This window comes from Candidatus Rhodobacter oscarellae, assembly GCF_001078595.1.
Classification (GTDB): Bacteria; Pseudomonadota; Alphaproteobacteria; order Rhodobacterales; family Rhodobacteraceae; genus Rhodobacter_B; species Rhodobacter_B oscarellae.
The window spans coordinates 2,398,289-2,416,542 of sequence record NZ_LFTY01000002.1; the positions used below are offsets into that span (position 1 = coordinate 2,398,289).

18 protein-coding genes are annotated in these 18,254 nt (G+C 63.9%); 8 read left to right on the top strand and 10 right to left on the bottom strand.

The window, feature by feature from the left end:
• The first annotated feature begins 88 nt into the window (after nt 1–88).
• The 3 genes from AIOL_RS16265 to AIOL_RS16275 all read left to right on the top strand — a co-directional run bounded on the left by AIOL_RS16265 (nt 89) and on the right by AIOL_RS16275 (nt 3,526).
• Nucleotides 89–2,170 carry a methyl-accepting chemotaxis protein gene (locus AIOL_RS16265; RefSeq protein WP_160314501.1) on the top strand — a complete coding sequence of 694 codons (2,082 nt, stop codon included), beginning with the start codon at nt 89–91 and terminating at the stop codon, nt 2,168–2,170.
• A gap of 112 nt (nt 2,171–2,282) precedes the next feature.
• On the top strand, nt 2,283–2,948 hold the full coding sequence (locus tag AIOL_RS16270; RefSeq protein WP_049643952.1) for an SOS response-associated peptidase: 666 nt from the start codon (nt 2,283–2,285) through the stop codon (nt 2,946–2,948).
• An 83-nt stretch (nt 2,949–3,031) separates the two neighbouring features.
• Nucleotides 3,032–3,526, top strand: coding sequence for a thioredoxin family protein (locus tag AIOL_RS16275; protein ID WP_152912555.1), 495 nt, complete (start codon nt 3,032–3,034; stop codon nt 3,524–3,526).
• Nucleotides 3,527–3,829: 303 nt separating this feature from the next.
• Here the strand turns inward: AIOL_RS16275 and AIOL_RS16280 are convergent, their stop codons facing one another.
• The 3 genes from AIOL_RS16280 to AIOL_RS16290 all read right to left on the bottom strand — a co-directional run bounded on the left by AIOL_RS16280 (nt 3,830) and on the right by AIOL_RS16290 (nt 5,991).
• Nucleotides 3,830–5,065: a mandelate racemase/muconate lactonizing enzyme family protein gene (locus AIOL_RS16280; RefSeq protein ID WP_049643954.1), complete on the bottom strand. Its 1,236-nt coding sequence runs from the start codon at nt 5,063–5,065 to the stop codon at nt 3,830–3,832.
• Nucleotides 5,066–5,153: 88 nt separating this feature from the next.
• A complete protein-coding gene (locus AIOL_RS16285; protein WP_049643955.1) occupies nt 5,154–5,384 on the bottom strand; it encodes a hypothetical protein in 231 nt (76 codons plus the stop codon).
• Nucleotide 5,385: 1 nt separating this feature from the next.
• On the bottom strand, nt 5,386–5,991 hold the full coding sequence (locus AIOL_RS16290) for a riboflavin synthase (RefSeq protein WP_049643956.1): 606 nt from the start codon (nt 5,989–5,991) through the stop codon (nt 5,386–5,388).
• Between the two features lie 158 nt (nt 5,992–6,149).
• On the opposite strand from AIOL_RS16290, the gene AIOL_RS16295 reads away from it, so the two are divergent.
• The 4 genes from AIOL_RS16295 (at nt 6,150) to AIOL_RS16315 (ending at nt 12,000) form a co-directional block, all read left to right on the top strand.
• Nucleotides 6,150–7,436, top strand: coding sequence for a capsule biosynthesis protein (locus AIOL_RS16295; RefSeq protein WP_049645497.1), 1,287 nt, complete (start codon nt 6,150–6,152; stop codon nt 7,434–7,436).
• A 372-nt stretch (nt 7,437–7,808) separates the two neighbouring features.
• A protein-coding gene (locus AIOL_RS24510; RefSeq protein ID WP_152912289.1) for an IS630 family transposase occupies nt 7,809–8,767 on the top strand; the annotation gives its coding sequence in 2 pieces (ribosomal slippage) (nt 7,809–8,150 and nt 8,153–8,767; 957 coding nt in all).
• Between the two features lie 107 nt (nt 8,768–8,874).
• The gene (locus AIOL_RS16310) at nt 8,875–9,963 is read left to right on the top strand and encodes a polysaccharide biosynthesis/export family protein (RefSeq protein ID WP_200898790.1); all 1,089 of its coding nucleotides are present in this window, start codon (nt 8,875–8,877) and stop codon (nt 9,961–9,963) included.
• A gap of 6 nt (nt 9,964–9,969) precedes the next feature.
• Nucleotides 9,970–12,000, top strand: coding sequence for a capsular polysaccharide biosynthesis protein (locus AIOL_RS16315; protein ID WP_049643957.1), 2,031 nt, complete (start codon nt 9,970–9,972; stop codon nt 11,998–12,000).
• Nucleotides 12,001–12,312: 312 nt separating this feature from the next.
• Here the strand turns inward: AIOL_RS16315 and ribD are convergent, their stop codons facing one another.
• On the bottom strand, nt 12,313–13,383 hold the full coding sequence (gene ribD, locus AIOL_RS16320; RefSeq protein WP_049643958.1) for a bifunctional diaminohydroxyphosphoribosylaminopyrimidine deaminase/5-amino-6-(5-phosphoribosylamino)uracil reductase RibD: 1,071 nt from the start codon (nt 13,381–13,383) through the stop codon (nt 12,313–12,315).
• Between the two features lie 23 nt (nt 13,384–13,406).
• Complete coding sequence (nrdR, locus tag AIOL_RS16325) at nt 13,407–13,883, bottom strand: transcriptional regulator NrdR (protein WP_049643959.1); 477 nt, start codon at nt 13,881–13,883, stop codon at nt 13,407–13,409.
• Between the two features lie 183 nt (nt 13,884–14,066).
• Here nrdR and AIOL_RS16330 point away from each other — a divergent pair, with 183 nt between their 5' ends.
• Nucleotides 14,067–14,582, top strand: a complete 516-nt coding sequence (locus AIOL_RS16330; protein WP_049643960.1) for a hypothetical protein — start codon at nt 14,067–14,069, stop codon at nt 14,580–14,582.
• Here AIOL_RS16330 and AIOL_RS16335 read toward each other — a convergent pair.
• From AIOL_RS16335 to AIOL_RS16355, 5 genes are all read right to left on the bottom strand, one after another.
• The gene (locus AIOL_RS16335; protein WP_049643961.1) at nt 14,579–14,998 is read right to left on the bottom strand and encodes a secondary thiamine-phosphate synthase enzyme YjbQ; all 420 of its coding nucleotides are present in this window, start codon (nt 14,996–14,998) and stop codon (nt 14,579–14,581) included. The genes AIOL_RS16330 and AIOL_RS16335 overlap by 4 nt on opposite strands.
• Before the next feature lie 18 nt (nt 14,999–15,016).
• Nucleotides 15,017–16,132: a hypothetical protein gene (locus AIOL_RS16340; protein ID WP_049643962.1), complete on the bottom strand. Its 1,116-nt coding sequence runs from the start codon at nt 16,130–16,132 to the stop codon at nt 15,017–15,019.
• A 133-nt stretch (nt 16,133–16,265) separates the two neighbouring features.
• On the bottom strand, nt 16,266–17,114 hold the full coding sequence (locus tag AIOL_RS16345; protein ID WP_049643963.1) for an SDR family NAD(P)-dependent oxidoreductase: 849 nt from the start codon (nt 17,112–17,114) through the stop codon (nt 16,266–16,268).
• Nucleotides 17,115–17,137: 23 nt separating this feature from the next.
• Entirely contained in the window at nt 17,138–17,422 is a 285-nt protein-coding gene (locus tag AIOL_RS16350; RefSeq protein WP_049643964.1) for an HlyU family transcriptional regulator, read from the bottom strand.
• A 12-nt stretch (nt 17,423–17,434) separates the two neighbouring features.
• Nucleotides 17,435–18,253, bottom strand: a complete 819-nt coding sequence (locus tag AIOL_RS16355) for a patatin-like phospholipase family protein (RefSeq protein WP_082152637.1) — start codon at nt 18,251–18,253, stop codon at nt 17,435–17,437.
• Nucleotide 18,254: the final 1 nt, after the last annotated feature.

Here is an 18,254-nt window from a genome sequence, read left to right on the forward strand (position 1 = left end):
GCAACCCGCGGCCCCGCTGATGTTCAACTTTTATAAAGAGCCCATTGGTAGCGTGTCGCAGAATTCGTATTTCGCATGGGTAAATGGTATGAAACTGAAGCAGCAGATCACACTCTTGGCCGCCATCCCGATCGCGGGTCTGGTCGCGGTCAGTTCATATCTTTGCGTCTACCAACTTGTTGGGTTTCTGGCCGCGAACGAGACGCGCCGACATATCGCAGAGATCGAGATTCTGTCCGAACTGGTGCATATGCTTCAAGTGGAACGCGGGCAATCCGCCGGATTTGTCTCGTCAGAGGGGCGAAACTTCGCGGACACCCTGCCAAGGATGCGGGCCAATGTTGATGACGTTGTGCTGCGGGTCCCCGAAATCGCCAGCGAACTCAACGGCGAATTGGCCGAGCTTGGGCAACTTCGGGACCAGATTAATGCGCTGACCATCTCGGTGGCCGACATGGTACCCGTCTATACCGACCTGATCACCCATGCGTTGGACATCAGCGAGGAACTTTTGGTCTCGCAAAAGGACCCGCATGTAGTGCGCCTTGGCGCCGGTCTATTGGCCCTCGCAGAGGCGAAAGAAGCCGCCGGTCGAGAGCGCGCGGTTGGGGCCGCAGGATTTGGAACCGGTCAGTTCAACATGCAGCAATTCCGCACGTTTGTGGGGTTCGGTTCCGTCGAACACGGCCTGCTCAGCACAGCGGAAAAGGAGTTTCACGGGCTCATAGAAGGCATTGATTTCAAACGCGACTTGGAATCCAGCGGCCTTGGGGAGTTCCGCGATATTGTTTACGCAGCCGGGCCCGGTGGCGCAATTTCGGGAGTGACCGCAGCAGAATGGTTCGCGCGTTCGACCGCTTGGATCGAAAACCTGCGCCGCGACGAGCTTAAGGCCGAGGAAGCCGTCCATAAGATCGGGAATGGGCTGGCGATTTGGCGGACTTTCCTGCTGGCCATGGCGATCCTTGTCTCCGCCGTCGCGATCGGCAGCACCATCTTTGTCGCACGGTTCGTGATGGCGTCCTTTGACCGCAGTATCTCGGCCTTCGCACGCGCGTTGGAGCGCATCGGCAATGGTGACTTTGAGAATCGCCAAAAAACCAAGGACGAGATCACCGAGTTCGGGCGCCTCTTCATCGCGCTCGACCGAACCAAGGACGACCTGCGCGACGCCAGCGAGAGCATCGAACGCAGCAAGCAAGAATCGACGGACGCGCAACGCAACCGGGCTGAGGTCATCGAGCGGCTTGGCACCGCCCTAGAGAAGCTGTCTATCGGCGACCTTACCTGCGCCATCGGGAATGAATTCCCGCCCGAATTTGAAAGCCTGCGCACCAGCTTCAACCAAGCGGTCAAGCAACTTGCCTCTGCATTGGGCATCGTCGGCAATTCGATCAATACGCTGAATTCCTCAAGCGATCAGCTTAACGACGCGAATGACCAATTGTCTCAACGCACGACCTCTCAGGCGGCCGCCTTGGAAGAAACCACCGCCGCGCTCAGCCAGCTCTCTGAGATGGTGGTGAAATCCGCCGAGGCCGCGGGCGAGGCCAGCGACATCACCGCAAGATTGCGCGAGGACGCCGCCGAGGGCGGGCGCCGCGTGCAAGAAGTCGTCGTCGCGATGCAGCAGATCGATGAAAGCGCCAAGAAGATGACCGCCGTTGTCGGCATGATCGAAGACATCGCCTTCCAGACCAACCTGCTGGCGCTGAACGCCGGGGTCGAGGCCGCGCGCGCGGGCGAATATGGCAAGGGTTTCGCGGTTGTTGCCAACGAAGTGCGGGCGCTTTCTGTACGCGCAACAGAAGCCACCAATGAGATCTCGGGGTTGATCGACCAATCGACGCAGATCACCGTATCCGGCGTCACCATGGTGGAGCGCGCGGGCGAGGCCTTTGATGCGGTAAGCTCTGGGATTGAGAACTCTAACGTTGCTGTGCAGAAGATCGCCGAGGACGCGGGCGACCAATCGCAAAACATCGAAGAGATCAAGGACTCGATGCTTGAGCTCGACCAGGTCACGCAGCACAACGCCACCATGGTTGAAGACAGCATGAGCTTTAGCGCAACACTTGGCGAGCAAACCGACGCGCTGGGCAAGCTTATCGCGCAGTTCACCCTGGACGCCAGCAAAGCGGACGCGCCAGCGCAGCGCAGTGCGGCATAACGCGACGATCAATTTGCATCGCGGCCCCCGTCAGAACGCCCAGGTAGATCTCCCGCAGACCTGGCGATGCGCGGGGGCTGACCTTCCGAACGATCTGAACTAGGCTGCGCCCATGTGTGGACGCTTTGCCATCACCTTGCCCAGCGACGCGATGGCCCGGCTTTTTGAGGCACAGCCCGCAAATGACTTGCCGGCGGTGCCAAACTTCAACGTCTGCCCAACCACGCAGGTGCACGCGATCACAGCCGGTGAGACCGGCCGCAGGCTGGGCGCGATGCGATGGGGTTTCATACCGCACTGGTACAGGACCCCCAGCGACGGGCCGCTTTTGATCAATGCCCGCGCGGAGACCATCGCCGAGAAGCCCGCCTTTCGCGCGGCCTGCCGCGAGCGGCGCTGCTTGATCCCGGCATCGGGGTTCTATGAATGGACCAAGGATGCCGATGGCAAGCGCCTGCCCTGGTACATCCGTTCCAGCGACAAGGCCCCGCTGGTCTTTGCTGGCATCTGGCAGGACTGGAGCCAGGAGGACGCGACGATGGCGACCTGTGCCATCGTGACCACATCCGCGCGGGGACCCGTCCGTGAGGTTCATCACCGCATGCCCGTAACGCTGAGGCCGAAGGATTGGGGGCTTTGGCTTGGCGAGGCGGGCAAAGGCGCCGCGATCTTAATGCAAGATCCGCCTTCGGAGTTTGAATTCCACCGCGTGGACCCGCGGGTCAATTCGAACCGCGCCTCTGGACCGGAACTTACCGAACCGCTCGCGCATTCGTGAGCGCCCGTGCGCAAGCGTGCATTGCCCAATCCTGCCCTCGACTTGACACTGCAAAGCGGTCGCAGCCGCATTGGAGTCGCCGAATGAGGAAGTCTCGCAAGCCGCAAAAGGGCTCTAAGAAGGGTAAGGCGCAAGCGCCCAGAACCGACGCGCAAAGGCAAATGGACCGCCGCGGCGTCCTGCGTCTGGCCCGCAATGGCGCCATCGCCGCGGCGGTGCTCGGCGGGGGCGGCATTATAGGCGCGCGTTCCGTGATGGCGACGATTGCAGAGCATGATCTGACCCGCGTTGGACAGGGCAAACCGAGCGTTGTGCAGATCCATGACCCGGGATGCGCCACCTGCAATGCGCTACGGCGGGAGGCCCGTCGCGCGCTTTCCGGCTTTGAAGAATGTGCGATGGTCTACCTCGTCGCCAATATCAAAACCGAGAAGGGCCAGGTATTTGCCGCGCGTTACAACGTGCCCCATGTGACGCTGCTGGTGTTCAACGCGGACGGGGAACTGGTCGAGACCCTGCGCGGGATGCGGCGGCGCGCTGAGTTGCGCGCGATCCTTGCGGCGCATCTGCCTGGGTAGTTGGCGCCGTTGAGGCATGTCCCCGCGCGCGCCACCCGGCGTTCCCCGAAAAAAAAGGCCGCTTGCGCGGCCTGTCCAGTCAGGGAGGAAATCGTTAAGCTCTTGTTTTTCGGTTCACCGGAACACGTGAACCAGCTTAGATATACTATAGCCTCAAATTGCGGCGAGACTATGGCAACGTGCAGCAATCCGACGAATACACGCCTAAGGGGTTGAGATTGTTCCCAATTCGGGGACAATTTCCCGCCTTGATTGCACATATCCGCCCTAATGTCCGTCCTGATTGTGGTGTTTCTGCAACACTCAATCTCCGGTTTGCGTCGGGGCACCGCCTTCAAAAACGTTCCCGGACTGGTAGTCACAGGGGGCTTCTTGCATCTGAAGATGCAGCCCGTCGCCGGTATAGGGATTGGCCCGCGCCAGCGCTTCGTCCACCTCGATGCCAAGCCCAGGCGCGGTCGGCGCGGGGATATAGCCGTTCTCGACCGCGATGGAGCCCTTGATCAGGTCGCGATGGAAGTCGGTCTCGATAGTCTCGGCGATCAGCAGGTTCGGGATCGACACGCCCAGATGCACATTCGCGGCCCATTCCACCGGCCCGGCATAGAGATGCGGCGCCATCTGCGCGTTAAAGCTCTCGGCCATCGCGGCAAGCTTGCGCATCTCCCAGATCCCGCCCGCGCGACCCAAGGCAGGCTGCAAGATATCGGCCCCGCCGGTGCGCAGCAGCGCCGCGAACTCGGCCCGCGTGGTCATCCGCTCGCCGGTGGCGAGCGGGATGTGGACCGCCTGCGCCACGCGCTGGAACTCCAAAAGGTTGTCGGGTGGGATTGGCTCTTCGTACCACAAGGGCTGGTAGGGCTCGATCGCCTTGCCCAGCCGGATCGCGCCCGCGGTGTTGAACTGGCCATGGGTGCCGAACAGCAGGTCCGCCCGCGTGCCCACCGCCGCGCGGATCGCCTTGCAGAACGCCACCGAGGTCTCGATGTCGCTCATCGCCGGATGGTGCCCGCCGCGGATCGTGTAGGGCCCGGCGGGGTCGAATTTCACGCCCGTATAGCCCTGCTCGACCAGCGCCAGGGCGCTTTCGGCGGCCATCTCGGGCGAGACCCAGAACTCTGGCAGCTTGTGATGCGCCAAGGGGTACAGGTAGGAATAGGCCCGCACGCGGTCATTCATCTTGCCGCCCAGCAGCGCCCAGACGGGGCGCTCGCGGTGCTTGCCCAGGATGTCCCAGCAGGCGATCTCTAGCCCCGAGAACGCGCCCATCACCGTAAGGTCCGGCCGCTGGGTGAAGCCCGCGGAATAGGCGCGGCGGAACATCAGCTCGATATTCTCGGGGTGCTCGCCGGCCATGTGCCGCTCGAAGACGTCCGTGATCACCGCGCGCATCGCGTCCGGCCCCACCGAGGCGGCATAGCACTCCCCCCAGCCGGTGATCCCGGTATCGGTGGTGACCTTGACCAGGATCCAATAGCGCCCGCCCCAGCCTGGTGGCGGCGGCGCGGTGACGATGATGTCGAGATCGGCGAGCTTCATGGCGGTCTCTGCGTTGGGTTTCGTCGAACCGAGCAAAGCACCGTTCGAGACAGGGGTCTAGGCCAATGCGCGACGGCCAAGGTCGCGCCTAGCCCTCGCGCGGCGGCCTCAGCCAATCCACCGCGCCCATGGCACCGGCAAAGGCCGCGGCCTCGTCGCCGTAGCCCTCGCCCAGATTCAGGATGCGCCAGCCCGTGGCGTCCTCTGGGTCCCTGCGGCACTCGGCCCAGGACCAGGCGCCGTCCTCGTGCTTGCGGATATCGACACAGCGCAGCCCGCCGTCATCCTCGTAGGAGTTCATCACGACCGGCTTTTTCACCTCAGCGCTCCCAGTCCCGCAGGCGGGCGACATAGCGCGCCATGGTGTCAATCTCGAGGTTGATCGCGTCGCCCGCGGCGACGCCGCCCCATGTGGTCACAGCCTGAGTGTGGGGGATGAAGTTCACGCCGAAATCGCGCCCCTCAACCTCGTTCACCGTCAGCGAGGTGCCGTTCAGCGCCACCGAGCCCTTGGGCGCAATGAAGCGCGCCAGCTCCTGCGGCGCGCGGAACATCACGCGGGTCGAGTCCCCCTCGGGCGTCACGCTGAGCACCTCGGCCACGCCGTCCACATGGCCCGACACGATATGCCCGCCCAGCTCGTCGCCCACCTTCAGCGCGCGCTCTAGGTTCACCCGCTTGCCGGCGGCCCAGCCATTGCGGCCGATGTTGGTCTTGCTGACGCTCTCGGCGCTGATCTCGACATCGAACCAGGGCCTCGGGTCCTCGCCCAGGGCGATCACCGTCAGGCAGACCCCATCGCAGGCGATCGAGGCGCCGATATCGATCCCGTCCACGTCGTAGGCCGTCGCGATCCGCGCGCGCAGGTCGCCACGCTGCTCGATCTCTAAAATCTCGCCAATATCGGTTACAATGCCTGTGAACATAGGGGGCGCCTCCTTTCCCGCAGGCCTAGCGCCGCCACGCGCCGAGGGCAAGGCCATGCGATCTTTCCGCTTTGGTCATAAATTTGCCCTAAAGGGTAAACATGCTAATCTCTGGACAAAGCCGCCGGGCATAGATCGGGCGGATGGGGTTTGAGCACATGGTAACCGGTAAAGACCGGACATTTCTGTTCCTGCAGGGCCCGCATGGGCCGTTCTTTCGGCGTCTGGCCAAGATGCTGGGGGCCGCTGGCGCGCGCGCTCTGCGCGTGGGCTTCAACGCCGGCGACGCGGCGTTCTGGAGCGACAAGGCCAGCTACATTCCCTTCCAAGACACCATCGACACCTGGGCAGAGCGCTTTCGCCAGATCGTCGCGGAAAACGGCGTCTCTGATATCGTGCTTTACGGCGACACCCGCCGCATCCATGCCGAGGCCGTCGCCGTGGCCAAGGAGCTGGGCCTGACCATTCATGTCTTTGAAGAGGGCTATCTGCGCCCCTATTGGGTCACCTACGAGCGCGGCGGCTCGAACGGCAACTCCGCGCTTATGGATCTCACCGTGCCGGGCATGCAGCGCACGCTGGCGAACGCCGAACTGGACATCCCCGAGGCGCCGGCGCATTGGGGCGACATGCGCCAGCACGTGTTCTACGGCGCGCTCTATCACGGCCATGTGCTGCTGGCGAACCGCGCCTATCGCAACTTTGCCCCGCATCGTGCGCTGACCGTCACGCAGGAATTCCGGCTTTACCTGCGGCGGCTCGTGCTGATGCCGATGATCTGGGCGGATCGCGTGATCGCCACCCAGCGGATCAAGTTTGGCGGCTTCCCCTATCACCTGGCGCTGTTGCAGTTGGAGCATGACTCAAGCTTCCAGATGCACTCGCCTTTCGAGACGATGGTGGACTTCCTGGAACTGGTGATCAAAGGCTTCGCCGAGGGCGCGCCGACGCATCACCATTTTGTCTTCAAGGCGCATCCCCTAGAGGACGGCCGCGTGAATTTGCGGGGCGAGATCAATCGCTTGGCCGCCGAACATGGCGTTGCGGACCGGGTGCACTACGTGCGCGGCGGCAAGCTGGCACAGCTCTTGGACCACGCCCGCAGCGCCGTGACCGTTAACTCAACCGCCGCTCAGCAGGTGCTGTGGCGCGGTCAGCCGCTGAAGGTCTTCGGCGAGGCGGTCTTCGCCAAGCCCGAATTCGTCTCCACCCAGCGCCTACCAGAGTTCTTTGCCCGCCCCGCCCGGCCCGACAGCCGGGCTTATCGCGACTACCGGCACTTCCTTCTGGAGACATCGCAGATCGCGGGCGGGTATTATTCGGCGCGCGGGCGCCGACAGCTTCTGCGGCAGGTGGTGGATATGATGCTCGCGCCTGAGGATCCTTACGAGGCGCTGGCCAAGGGAACAGCGGCGCCCAGACAGCAGTTAAGGGTTGTGAAGTAGCCGCTCGGTTTGGCCTGGAGCGGTCCAAATCTCTTGCAAGAGATTTGCACTTTCCTTCAAAGGAAAGTTGGGTCCGCGGCCGGTGAGAGGTTGCGCATAGCGGATCATTGCGGCTCGCGGTGAAGAAACTCTTTCAAGAGTTTCGCAATTTTCTTGCAAGAAAATTGCGACGCGCCGATGCCCATTGGAGGCCAAATCTCGCCAATCCCCTGTCAATGTGATGCAAAACCGCCGCGACGGAAACAATCCAAAGGGTCCAGGGTGGATTTTCCGCCCAGAAACCGTTAATTAAAGCGTTTCGACAAAAGTTTGAATCGGTTGGATTCCCACAGAGCTTGAACTGTGATTCACCTTGATAGGGAGGATCACATCATGCCAGCACCATTGTCGACAGAACTGCGCGACCGCTTTGCGCGTTTGATCAGGGAAGGACTGTCCGGGAGAGAAGCCTCACGCCGCCTTCAGGTTTCTGCCGCCACTGGCGCTCGATGGGCCGGTCGAATCCGGAGTACCGGGGCTGCCACTGTTGCACTGATGGGACGTCCTGCGGGATCGGGCAAGCTGGCCGACCATATAGAGTTCTTTAGGGAGTTGGTGACGCAGGACCCGGACATCACGTTATTCGAACTGCGTGATGCACTCGCTGATGCGGAAGGGGTTGCGGTCCATCATTCCGCCATTGCGGGGTTGCTCAAGCGCCTCGGCTTCACGCACAAAAAAAGTCGTTGGTGGCCTCCGAGCGCCGCCATGCCAAGGTAAGGCGACGGCGGGCTGATTGGTTTGCTCATCGCATTCCGGCCGTCGGGGCCTCACCGGATCGTGTTGTCTTCATTGACGAAACCGCCGTGAAGACGAACCTCACGCGGCTACGGGGCTGGGCGTCACGCGGCGAGCGCCTGACCATGGACGCGCCCTTCGGCAGTTGGGGGACGCAGACACTGATTGCCGGTCTGAGCTATGATGCGCTGATCGCACCCTGGGTCATCAAAGGCGCAATGGACGGTCCTGCTTTTGCCGCCTACATCCGCGAAGTGCTGGTGCCCGAAATCACACCCGGCACGGTGGTGATTCTCGACAACCTGGCCACGCATCGCAACAAGGAAGCAGCAGCCGCGCTAAAGGCGCATGGCTGCTGGTTTCTGTACCTGCCGCCACACTCCCCAGACCTCAACCCGATTGAACAAGCTTTCTCGAAGCTCAAGGCCCATCTCCGACGGATCGGAGCACGCTCGTTCACATCCGTCTTCAAAGCCATCGGTGAAATCTGTGACCTGTACGATCCGGAAGAATGCTCGAACTACTTCAAGGCCGCTGGATATGTCTCAAACTAATGTCGAAACGCTCTAGCGTAAAAAAAACTGAGGCAGAATTATAAGGTCGAGGAGACCGAGCAGTGAAAATTAGTACTTCGCGCTGGGCGAAAGGTGTCGCCCTGTTGATGCTTGTGGGCATCGTATCATCCTGCGGCTTGCCCCGCGTCGGCCCCAATAAACGCGAAATCTTCCGCGGTTCAGTGCAAAAAGAGGGCGACGCGTTCGTGGTCTCGGTGAATGACCGGGTGACGCGAGCGACCGCGATTGTTCCCGCTCTTGGGTTCAGCTCGGCCTTCATAAACGCGGGTCAGCTTGGCTCGGACACAATCCGTCCCGGTGACACGCTGGGACTGACGATCTTCGAGAACGTGGACTCGCCGCTGATCGCCTCGCCGGGCACGAATTCTGCTGCCTTTGAGGAAGTCCAGGTCGACAGCGCCGGCTACATCTTCATCCCTTATGCGGGCCGTATCAAGGCCGCGGGCAACACCCCCGAGACCGTGCGCCGGATCATCACAGAGAAGCTGGGCGAGGCGACGCCTGATCCGCAAGTGCAGGTGCGCCGCGCCGCCGGCGACGGCGCCACGGTGTCGATTTCCGGCGCGGTGGGCGGCCAGGGCATCTTCGCCATCGAACGCCCCACCCGGACCCTGACCGCCATGCTGGCCAACGCCGTCGGCGTGAGCGTAGAGCCTGAGATCGCCCGCGTGAAAGTCATCCGCGGCAATCAAACCGGCGAGGTCTGGTTCGAGGACCTGTTTGAGAACCCCAGCTTCGACATCGCCCTGCGCAACGGCGACAACATCCTGGTCGAGGCCGACACGCGATCCTTCACCGTTCTGGGCGCCACCGGCGCGCAGACGCAGGTGCGCTTTGAGACGCAGACCCTGACGGCAGTCGAGGCCATCGCACAGGTCGGCGGCCTGTCGCCCACCACCGCCGATCCCACCGGCGTCTTCGTCTTCCGCAACGAGCCAGAGGAGATCGCGCATCAGGTCCTGGGCCGCACCGATCTGATCGGCACGCAGCGCATGGTCTACGTGCTCGACCTGACCGAGCCGAACGGGCTGTTCCTGGCGCGCGACTTCATCGTTCGCGACGGCGACACGCTTTACGTGACCGAGGCGCCCTACGCCCAGTTCACCAAGATCCTCTCGGCGGTCACCGGCTCGCTGTCCACCGCGGGCTCGGTGAACTCTTTGGCAGGCAACTGACCTCAGATGAACGGCGCTGAACAGGCGCGAGCCGCCGGGAAGGAAGCCCCTTCTCGGCGGTTATTTGTTTACAATGGGGGCTTTTTGACCCAGCGCCGGGTTCGGCGCATCCTGTCGCTGGCGGGCTGGGATATCCGGTTGGGCCTGCCGCGCGCGGGCGATTGGGTTGGCGTTTGGGGCAACTCTCCCACCGCCCATCGCGGCGAGAGGATCGCGGCCCGACGGGCCGCCCCGCTCCTCAGGATAGAGGACGCGTTTCTGCGCTCGGTGCTGCCGGGGCGCGCTGGCGCGCCGCCGCTGGGCCTCTTGCTGGACCAAACCGGCGTGCATTTCGACAGCTCCCGCCCGTCGGATCTTGAGACCCTGCTGGCCGAGCACCCGCTGGACGACACCGCACTTCTGGCCCGCGCCCGCGCCGCCATGGATTGGATCAAGCGCGCGCATATCTCAAAATACAACGCCTTTGACACCGATGCCGCCTTGCCAAAGGCGCCCTATGCGCTGGTGATCGACCAGACCCGCGGCGACGCCTCGATCGCCGGCAGCGGCGCGGACGCAAGCCGCTTTCGCGAGATGCTCTATTGGGCGCAAGAAGAGAACTTCGGCGGTCGCGTCGTCATCAAGACACATCCCGAGACCCAATCGGGCCACCGCGCCGGCCATTTCGGGCCCGAGGACGCCAGCGACTTGGTCACATTATGCAGCGATCCGGTAAGCCCCTGGGCGCTGATGGAGGGCGCCACGTCGGTCTACACCGTCAGCTCGGGCATGGGGTTCGAGGCGATCCTGGCGGGGCACAAACCGCGGCTCTTCGGCCAGCCCTTCTACGCGGGCTGGGGGCTGACGGACGACCGCTTTCCAATCGACCGGCGGCGGCGCAGCTTGACCCGCGCACAGCTCTTTGCGGCGGTGATGATCCTTTACCCCACCTGGTACGATCCCTATCGCGACGCACTTTGTGAGCTTGAGGACGCGATCGCAACCTTGGAGGCGCAGACGCGCGCCTGGCGCGCGGATCGGCTGGGATATGACGCGGCGGGCATGCGCCTGTGGAAGCGCGCGCCGCTGCAGAAGGTGTTTGGCCGCGAGAAACGCCTGCGCTTCACCGAGGCCCCGAAGGGCGACCTGCCCGTGCTGGTCTGGGCCAGCAAGGCCACGCCAGCGGTCGAGGCCCTTCCCGCACCGGTCCACCGCGTCGAGGACGGGTTCCTACGCTCGCGCGGTCTTGGCGCAGACCTAATCCCGCCGCTCTCCTTGGTCACCGATGATCTCGGCATCTACTACGACCCCACAAGCGAGAGCCGCCTGGACCAGCTGATCGCCGAGGCCGCAGCGCTGCCGCCGGAGGCGCTGCACCGGGCCGAGGCGCTGGTGGCGGCGATCCTCAAAGGGCAATTGAGCAAGTATAACCTAGAGCGCGCCGCGCCCGAGGACCTGCCAAAGGGGCACCGCATCCTGGTGCCGGGCCAGGTGGAGGACGACGCCTCAATCCTGAAGGGCTGCGGTGAGATCCGCACCAACGCAGCGCTGTTGCAGGCCACCCGCGCGGCCAACCCCGGCGCGGTGATCCTCTATAAGCCGCACCCGGATGTAGAGGCCGGGCTGCGCGAAGGCGCGGTGGACAACGCCGAAGACTGGGCCGATGCGGTGCTGCACCAGGCCGACCCCGTGGACTTGATCGAAACGGTGGACGCGGTCTGGACGATGACCTCGCTGATGGGGTTCGAGGCGCTGTTGCGCGGCAAGCCCGTGACCTGCCTCGGCGCGCCGTTCTACTCGGGCTGGGGGCTGACCGAGGATCGCGGGCCGGTGCCGCCCTGGCGGCAGGCCCGCCCCACCCTTATCGCGCTGGCCCATGCCGCGCTCATTGCGTACCCGCGCTACCACGACCCCGTGACCGACCAACCCTGCCCGCCCGAAATCGCGGTCCGTCGCCTCTCGCTGGGCGAGGTTCCAAAGCCTGGCCGGTTTAACCGCGGCCTGGCCAAGCTGCAGGGAGCCTTTGCCAGCTATGCCTGGATCTGGCGGCGCAGCTGATCGATTGTAGGCCTGGAGTGGGTAGTGGAGACCCATCGCCCCGGACTTGATCCGGGGCCTCTCCCTTGAACCAAGCGCAACCCGGGCAGCGGCCGACCTGGAGGTCGCTTGTGTAACGTCGCCATTTGGCGCGCGCGCTCTACAAACGCAGTTGTTTCAGTAGTTTGCAGCGTCGCAAAAGCGGCCTCCTGGGGGAGGTCGGCCGCTGCCCGAGGCAAGCTCGGGCGGTTGAGCTGCTTGGGTTCCGATGCGTCTGGTGTCGGCAAGCGTGGTCAGGGCGGTGCGCTTTTTGTCAACGTCCGCGCCCGGCCACTAACGGCAGAACCGCAGCAAGACATCACGGCCCACGGCCTCTGTGCCCAACAGATTGAACCGCGGCGCCTCCGCCAGACGGTCCACCCCAAGCGCGCCCAGGCTCGGGCGCCCCTCGGCCCCCAGCGCCAACCCCGCCGAGAACACCTCTAGGCGGTCTACAAGATCCGCCTGAAGCAGCGAGGCCGCCAGCGCCCCGCCGCCCTCGCAGAAAACGCGCGTGATCCCGGCCTCGCCCAGGGCTTGCAGCGCCTCGCGCGGCGCCACCTGCCCGCCAGTGCCAACCGGCACGACAAAAACGCGGGCGCCAAGATCCTCCCACGCCCGTTGCAGAGCAGGGTCCGCGCTGGGGCCGCAACATAGCCAGACGGGCGTATCACGGGCGGTGCGGGCCAATGCGCCGCTTAGGGGAACATCGAGATTTCGCGACCAGACCACCCGGACCGGCTGGTGCGCCACGCCTAGCCCGCGGGTGTTCAGCATGGGATCGTCTGCCCGCGCCGTGCCGCCGCCCACCAAGACCGCGTCGTGGCAGGCGCGCATAAGATGCACGCGGCGCCGCGCCTCCGGCCCGGTGATCCACTGGCTCTCGCCCGTGGCGGTGGCGATGCGGCCATCCACGCTGGAGGCCAGTTTCAGCGTCACCATCGGGCGGGCCTGAATCTGCAGTGTCAAAAATCCCTGGTGGTCCCGCGCCGCCTCCTGGGTCATCACGCCGAGCGCCACCGCAATCCCCGCGGCGCGCAGCCGCGACAGGCCCTGGCCCGCCACCTGGGGGTTCGGATCGCCCACCGCCACGACCACCCGCGCGACGCCCGCGGCGATCAATGCATCGGCGCAGGGCGGGGTCTTGCCATAATGGCTGCAGGGCTCGAGCGTGACGTAAACATCCGCCCCCTTGGCGGAGGCGCCGGCCTGGTGCAGGGCCACGCGCTCGGCATGTGGCCGCCCCCCGGGCTGGGTCCAGCCGCGCCCCACGACCCGGCCGTCTTTCACCACAACGCACCCAACCGCCGGGTTGGGCCAAACGCGCCCCTGGCCCCGGCGTCCGAGGCCCAAGGCCATGTTCATGAAGCGTTGGTCAGCCGCGCCGCTCAATCGTCCTCGACATCGTCGTCGTTGCCGGGGCGCAGTTCCGAGACGAAGGCCTCGAAATCCTCTTCGTCCTGGAAATTCTTATAGACGCTGGCAAAGCGCACATAGGCGACAGTGTCGATGCGGTTGAGGCTTTCCATGACGATCTCGCCGATGACCTTGGACGGGATGTCGGTCTCGCCCATGCTCTCGAGGCGGCGCACGATGCCAGAGATCATCTGGTCAATCCGCTCGGGCTCCACCGGGCGTTTCTGCATCGAGATCCGGATCGACCGCTCCAGCTTGTCACGGTCGAACTCCTCGCGGCGCCCATTGGTCTTGATGACGACCAGATCGCGCAGCTGCACGCGCTCGTAAGTTGTAAAGCGCCCGCCGCAGGCCGGGCAAAAACGCCGCCGCCGGATCGCAACATGATCCTCCGCCGGGCGCGAGTCTTTCACCTGAGTATCTATATTTCCGCAAAACGGGCAGCGCATGACCTCTCCCTCGGTCCCTGTCCTTAAGTATCCACAGCCACTATAGGGGACAGGCGACAGATTGGGTAGAGGGGAAATTGGGCCACTCCATTTAGCGGCGCATGTATGGCGCCGCGAACACGCGAGGCTAATTTGCGCCACATACGCTACCCCAGCGCGAGGATATCTCTTAGACGGTGTAGTATGAGACCTCTCGCCGTTCTCGTTGCCATGGTCGCCCTGCCCGCCTCTTCACAGGAGATGCAGCTGCTGCGCGGCGCGGAGCTTTCCGAGCTCTTTGGCACTCATCAATTCGGTTACGAAGCCAATTCCGGATTGCGCGTGGATGAGTGCATTGAGCCCTCCGGACAGACGGTCTATCGCACTTATCCCGAGGGCGAAATCTACCCCTATTCCAATCCGGGGCAGATGGCGATCTCTGACCTTGACCAGGCCTGCTTTACCTACCCGACGATCCCCGCTCCGGGGCCGTATTGTTATTGGGTCTTTCGGAACGGGGACGGCTACGTCTTTCAACAAACCGACTTTGGTGCGCGCTTCGTGATTGACCGCGTGCAGCGTGGCGTGCGCGATTGCCCCGAGCCGGGTGAATTGCTTAGCTACAGCGTGCCGCGAGAACCTAACTCACCACTATTGGCAGCGCGTCCACACGCTCAAAAGGTTCCGCGCCCCAGACCGTTACCTGATGCCTCAAGTTAAAGGCCCGACGCTGCTAGATGCGCCACAACCCGGCGGCGATGCGGCCGGTCCCGGTGCTCGAAGAGATAAATGCCCTGCCAGGTGCCCAGCGCCAGGCGCCCGTCCTGCACCGGGATCGACAGGCTGACCGGCAAGAGCGCCGCCTTGATATGCGCGGGCATGTCGTCGGGCCCCTCATAGGTATGCGTCAGGTAGGACATGCTGGGGTCGGTGCTGGGCGGCACCAAGCGGCGAAAGAACGCGTTCAGATCCGTCTTCACCTCGGGGTCAGCGTTCTCTTGGATCAGCAAGGAGCAGGACGTGTGCCGCACAAAGAGCGTCAGCAAGCCGGTCGCCTCGCCCGGCAGCCAGCCCTGCACTTCGCGGGTGAATTCATAAAGCCCGGCGCCACGTGTCGCTATGTCAAACTCGGTCAACCGCGTGTCCCTCGCACTTTATCGAGGCAAGGCGGGCACGAATGTGTCGCGCCAGAATGCCTCTGCTTCGGGGTCGGGGCGCAGCGCCGGTCCCCCATCTGATCGTTGCGGGTCTTTCCACCCAGTGCCAATCCCCAGGCAATGATAGAAGTGATCCCCCTGAAGCACCTGGAAAACATCAAGAATGTTGTGCTCTAGGTTGTGGCATCGCCATTGAAAGTGCCCCATTGGTCCACGCGGGTTCAGGCACCAGTTGTGTGCGGCAGGCGCCTGGTCGCTCAGCATCCAGCCGTGATCTGCGTAGTCAAAGCGCGGCTGGGCGTCGGGTCCAGGAAAGCGGTTGCGCCCGGAGAAGCGCACAAATCCCAGCCGTGCGCGTTGCGCGCGGTCAAACACCGTTTCGCCGTCGGGCTGAGGGATCAGGATCTCGTCCGCGTCCAGGCAGAGGACCCCACGCGCCTGCGCTAGATACTTCAGTCGCGCAGCGTTGTAGGCGGCGGTCTGCAAATATAGCTCTCGGTTAGCCGGTTTGCGGTTCACCCCGCCCCATTTGAACGGCATCGAGATCAGGACCGCGCGTTGTAGCCCGACCTCTGTGAGTGCTTGCGCCAGATCGTCCAGCCCATAGGCGGTCGACCCATTGTCGATAAAGCACACCGCCTCCAAACCGCACGCTGCGGCGTGGAACCCAAGCTGGTCCTTGATCCATCCCAGGTCATTGTCCTTCGAGATCATCATCTGACAATTCAGTCCCGCTAGAAACCCAAGATCCTGCGGATGGATGTGGGCGTCTGCTTCGGAACCATCCGGGAATGTGATCGCAAGTGTCTCGCCCTCGGGTACGTTGAGCAGCCAGATAATCGCATGGCGATAAAACGAGAAGATACGCGTGCGGCGCACGCGCTGCCCGCCAACGCGGAACTGGGCCTGCCGGAAGAGGCGCCGAAAATTCAGCAGCTTTGGGGCAACCAGGGCGACGTGCCGCCCGGCACGGATGGCCTGATAGAAGAACGTGTCAAAATCGTAGCGCAGATGGCTTTCCGGCGCGAGCCCGGAGGGGCGGATTGCGCGGTCTCTTTGATACCCTTCCGGCACGGCCACGCGCGTGGCGTGATGAATGCGAAGCTCGGTCATCCTGTTCCTGCCGTTGCGCTCAGTTACTCAGGGCAGAGCCCTACATCGGGACGCAATAGCAGGTCGATGACAATCTCGCCTTAGAGGCGACGCCGTCATCGGATGCGGCAGCGCAACCACGCTTATGGAAACGCTAAGGTTTGCCCTGCTTCATGTGATTGGCGAAGGCCTCCGCCCAGTCGGGGTGCCAGCGGCTAAGCGCGGGGCGGTTCTTTATGATGTCGCCCGCCGCCCAGGCCATGCGCTTCTCGTCGGTTGCACGGTCCACGTCATTGTCGGGGCAGAGGATGTAGAAATCGCCACGCGCGATGCTCTCGACCATGAAGGCGGCGGTCTGTTCCGCAGTCCAAGCCGCGTCCGGCTTCTCACGGCGCCCGCCTGCGGTCATGCCTGTGAAGACAAAGCCCGGGATCATCAGATGCGCCGTCAGCTGATGCCCCTCGGTGTTGCGCAGCTCATGGGCCAGCGCCTCGGTGAAGGCCTTCACCCCCGCCTTGCTGACGTTATAGGCCGGGTTGCCCGGCGGCGTGGTGATGCCCTGCTTGGAGCCGGTGTTGATAATCGCGCCGGGGCGCCCGCGCGCCACCATGCCGGGCCCAAAGACCTGCGTGCCGTTGATGATGCCCCAGAGGTTCACGCCCAGCATCGCGTCCCAGGGCGCCTTATCGCCCAGCGTTGACGAGCCCTCGCTGACCCCGGCATTGTTCATCAGGATGTCCGTGCCGCCAAAGCGCTGGGTCACATCGGCCTCCAGCGCCTCAAGGGCCGCGCGGTCGGACACATCCGTGGCGGAGGTCATCACATCCGCCGCCCCTGCCCCGCGCAGCGCGTCCTCGGTCTGCGCGAGCGCCTCCACACTGCGGTCCACCACCACCACGCGACAGCCCAGCCCCGCGAAGTGCAGCGCCACCGCGCGTCCGATCCCCGAGGCGCCCCCGGTGACCGTGACAACGCTGTCAGAGGTGAAGGCGGGGTGGGTCATGGCGCGCTCCTTTTGGGGGCGGTTCAGAAAATGGTTTCGCCCTGCTGGTCGATCAGCATCTTCGCCTTGTGTACAGAGGTCTCGACGGCCTCATCGCGATTGCTGGTCACATCGGCGCGGATCATCTGGTGGGTCTTGGTCTCGCCGTCGATGTCCTTTTCGATGCGGGCGGCAATGCGATGCCCGCCGCTCTCCGAGATCGGCTCGGCATAGATGCGGAAGCCACTATGCTCGACGGGATCGGCGGACTTGCCCTTCTTTGGACCGTCGCCGCCACCGCCGCCGAAGAGTTTGGATAGAAATGACATGATACGCCCCCGTTAGCCCGATGGCAGAGATGTTAGCCGCTCAGACAGGCGGCGCAAGGTCTCTGCCCGCATCGGCTCTGCCTCCTGCAAGATTTGGCGGACGTGCCACATGGCCCCGATGCCGCCGGGCTGGATCGGCGCCTCGATCAGGATGTCGGGCGGGTTTGCGGCCAGAGCCGCGTCAACCTGCTTGCAGAGCATGGTGCGGATCACCGCCGCGGCGCCGCGCAGATTGCCCGGGCGTTTATCGGAGTCACTGGGGCGATCAGTAAAGACGTTCACCGCCAGCGTGATGTCCACCGGCGGCAGGCGGGTCAGCGGCAAATTCTCGACGACACCGCCATCTACCAGCGGGCGGCCATCGCGCATCACCGGCTTGAACACGCCAGGCACCGCGATGGAGGCCGCGATGGCGGGAAGCAGCGGGCCTTGGTCAAGTGTCACCGCCGTCTTGCGATGGAAATCCATGGCCACGGCGGTGAACGGAATGGCGAGGTCCTCGAACCGATCGGGCATCCCCGCGGGCAGGGTCAATTCGGCGAAACGTTCCGGATTGACCGCAAACAGCCCGCGATTGAAGCCCAGCCCGCCCCTGAGCAGGACGCGGGTGAGCTGTCGAAGCCCCCGCGCGCTTTGGCGGATGAAGTGTTCCCTGATCTCATTGGCGGGGAGGCCCGCAGCATAGATCGCGCCGATCAACGCACCAACGGAGGTGCCCGCGATGGCGGCGGGTCTCACGCCCAGCTCATCGAACGCCTCCAGCACGGGGATGTGCATCACCCCCGACGGGCCACCGCCACCGAGAACGAGCCCGATGCGAGGCGTCGTCATG

Excerpts from the sequence above, each read along its gene's own strand:
- nrdR (WP_049643959.1), bottom strand. The coding sequence starts at position 13,883 with ATGCGCTGCCCGTTTTGCGGAAATATAGATACTCAGGTGAAAGACTCG.
- AIOL_RS16310 (WP_200898790.1), top strand. The coding sequence starts at position 8,875 with ATGCTTGTGGGCATCGTATCATCCTGCGGCTTGCCCCGCGTCGGCCCC.
- ribD (WP_049643958.1), bottom strand. The coding sequence starts at position 13,383 with ATGAACATGGCCTTGGGCCTCGGACGCCGGGGCCAGGGGCGCGTTTGG.
- AIOL_RS16345 (WP_049643963.1), bottom strand. The coding sequence starts at position 17,114 with ATGACCCACCCCGCCTTCACCTCTGACAGCGTTGTCACGGTCACCGGG.
- AIOL_RS16290 (WP_049643956.1), bottom strand. The coding sequence starts at position 5,991 with ATGTTCACAGGCATTGTAACCGATATTGGCGAGATTTTAGAGATCGAG.
- AIOL_RS16275 (WP_152912555.1), top strand. The coding sequence starts at position 3,032 with ATGAGGAAGTCTCGCAAGCCGCAAAAGGGCTCTAAGAAGGGTAAGGCG.
- AIOL_RS16355 (WP_082152637.1), bottom strand. The coding sequence starts at position 18,253 with ATGACGACGCCTCGCATCGGGCTCGTTCTCGGTGGCGGTGGCCCGTCG.
- AIOL_RS16350 (WP_049643964.1), bottom strand. The coding sequence starts at position 17,422 with ATGTCATTTCTATCCAAACTCTTCGGCGGCGGTGGCGGCGACGGTCCA.
- AIOL_RS16280 (WP_049643954.1), bottom strand. The coding sequence starts at position 5,065 with ATGAAGCTCGCCGATCTCGACATCATCGTCACCGCGCCGCCGCCACCA.
- AIOL_RS16340 (WP_049643962.1), bottom strand. The coding sequence starts at position 16,132 with ATGACCGAGCTTCGCATTCATCACGCCACGCGCGTGGCCGTGCCGGAA.
- AIOL_RS16295 (WP_049645497.1), top strand. The coding sequence starts at position 6,150 with ATGGTAACCGGTAAAGACCGGACATTTCTGTTCCTGCAGGGCCCGCAT.
- AIOL_RS16330 (WP_049643960.1), top strand. The coding sequence starts at position 14,067 with ATGAGACCTCTCGCCGTTCTCGTTGCCATGGTCGCCCTGCCCGCCTCT.
- AIOL_RS16265 (WP_160314501.1), top strand. The coding sequence starts at position 89 with ATGAAACTGAAGCAGCAGATCACACTCTTGGCCGCCATCCCGATCGCG.
- AIOL_RS16315 (WP_049643957.1), top strand. The coding sequence starts at position 9,970 with ATGAACGGCGCTGAACAGGCGCGAGCCGCCGGGAAGGAAGCCCCTTCT.
- AIOL_RS16270 (WP_049643952.1), top strand. The coding sequence starts at position 2,283 with ATGTGTGGACGCTTTGCCATCACCTTGCCCAGCGACGCGATGGCCCGG.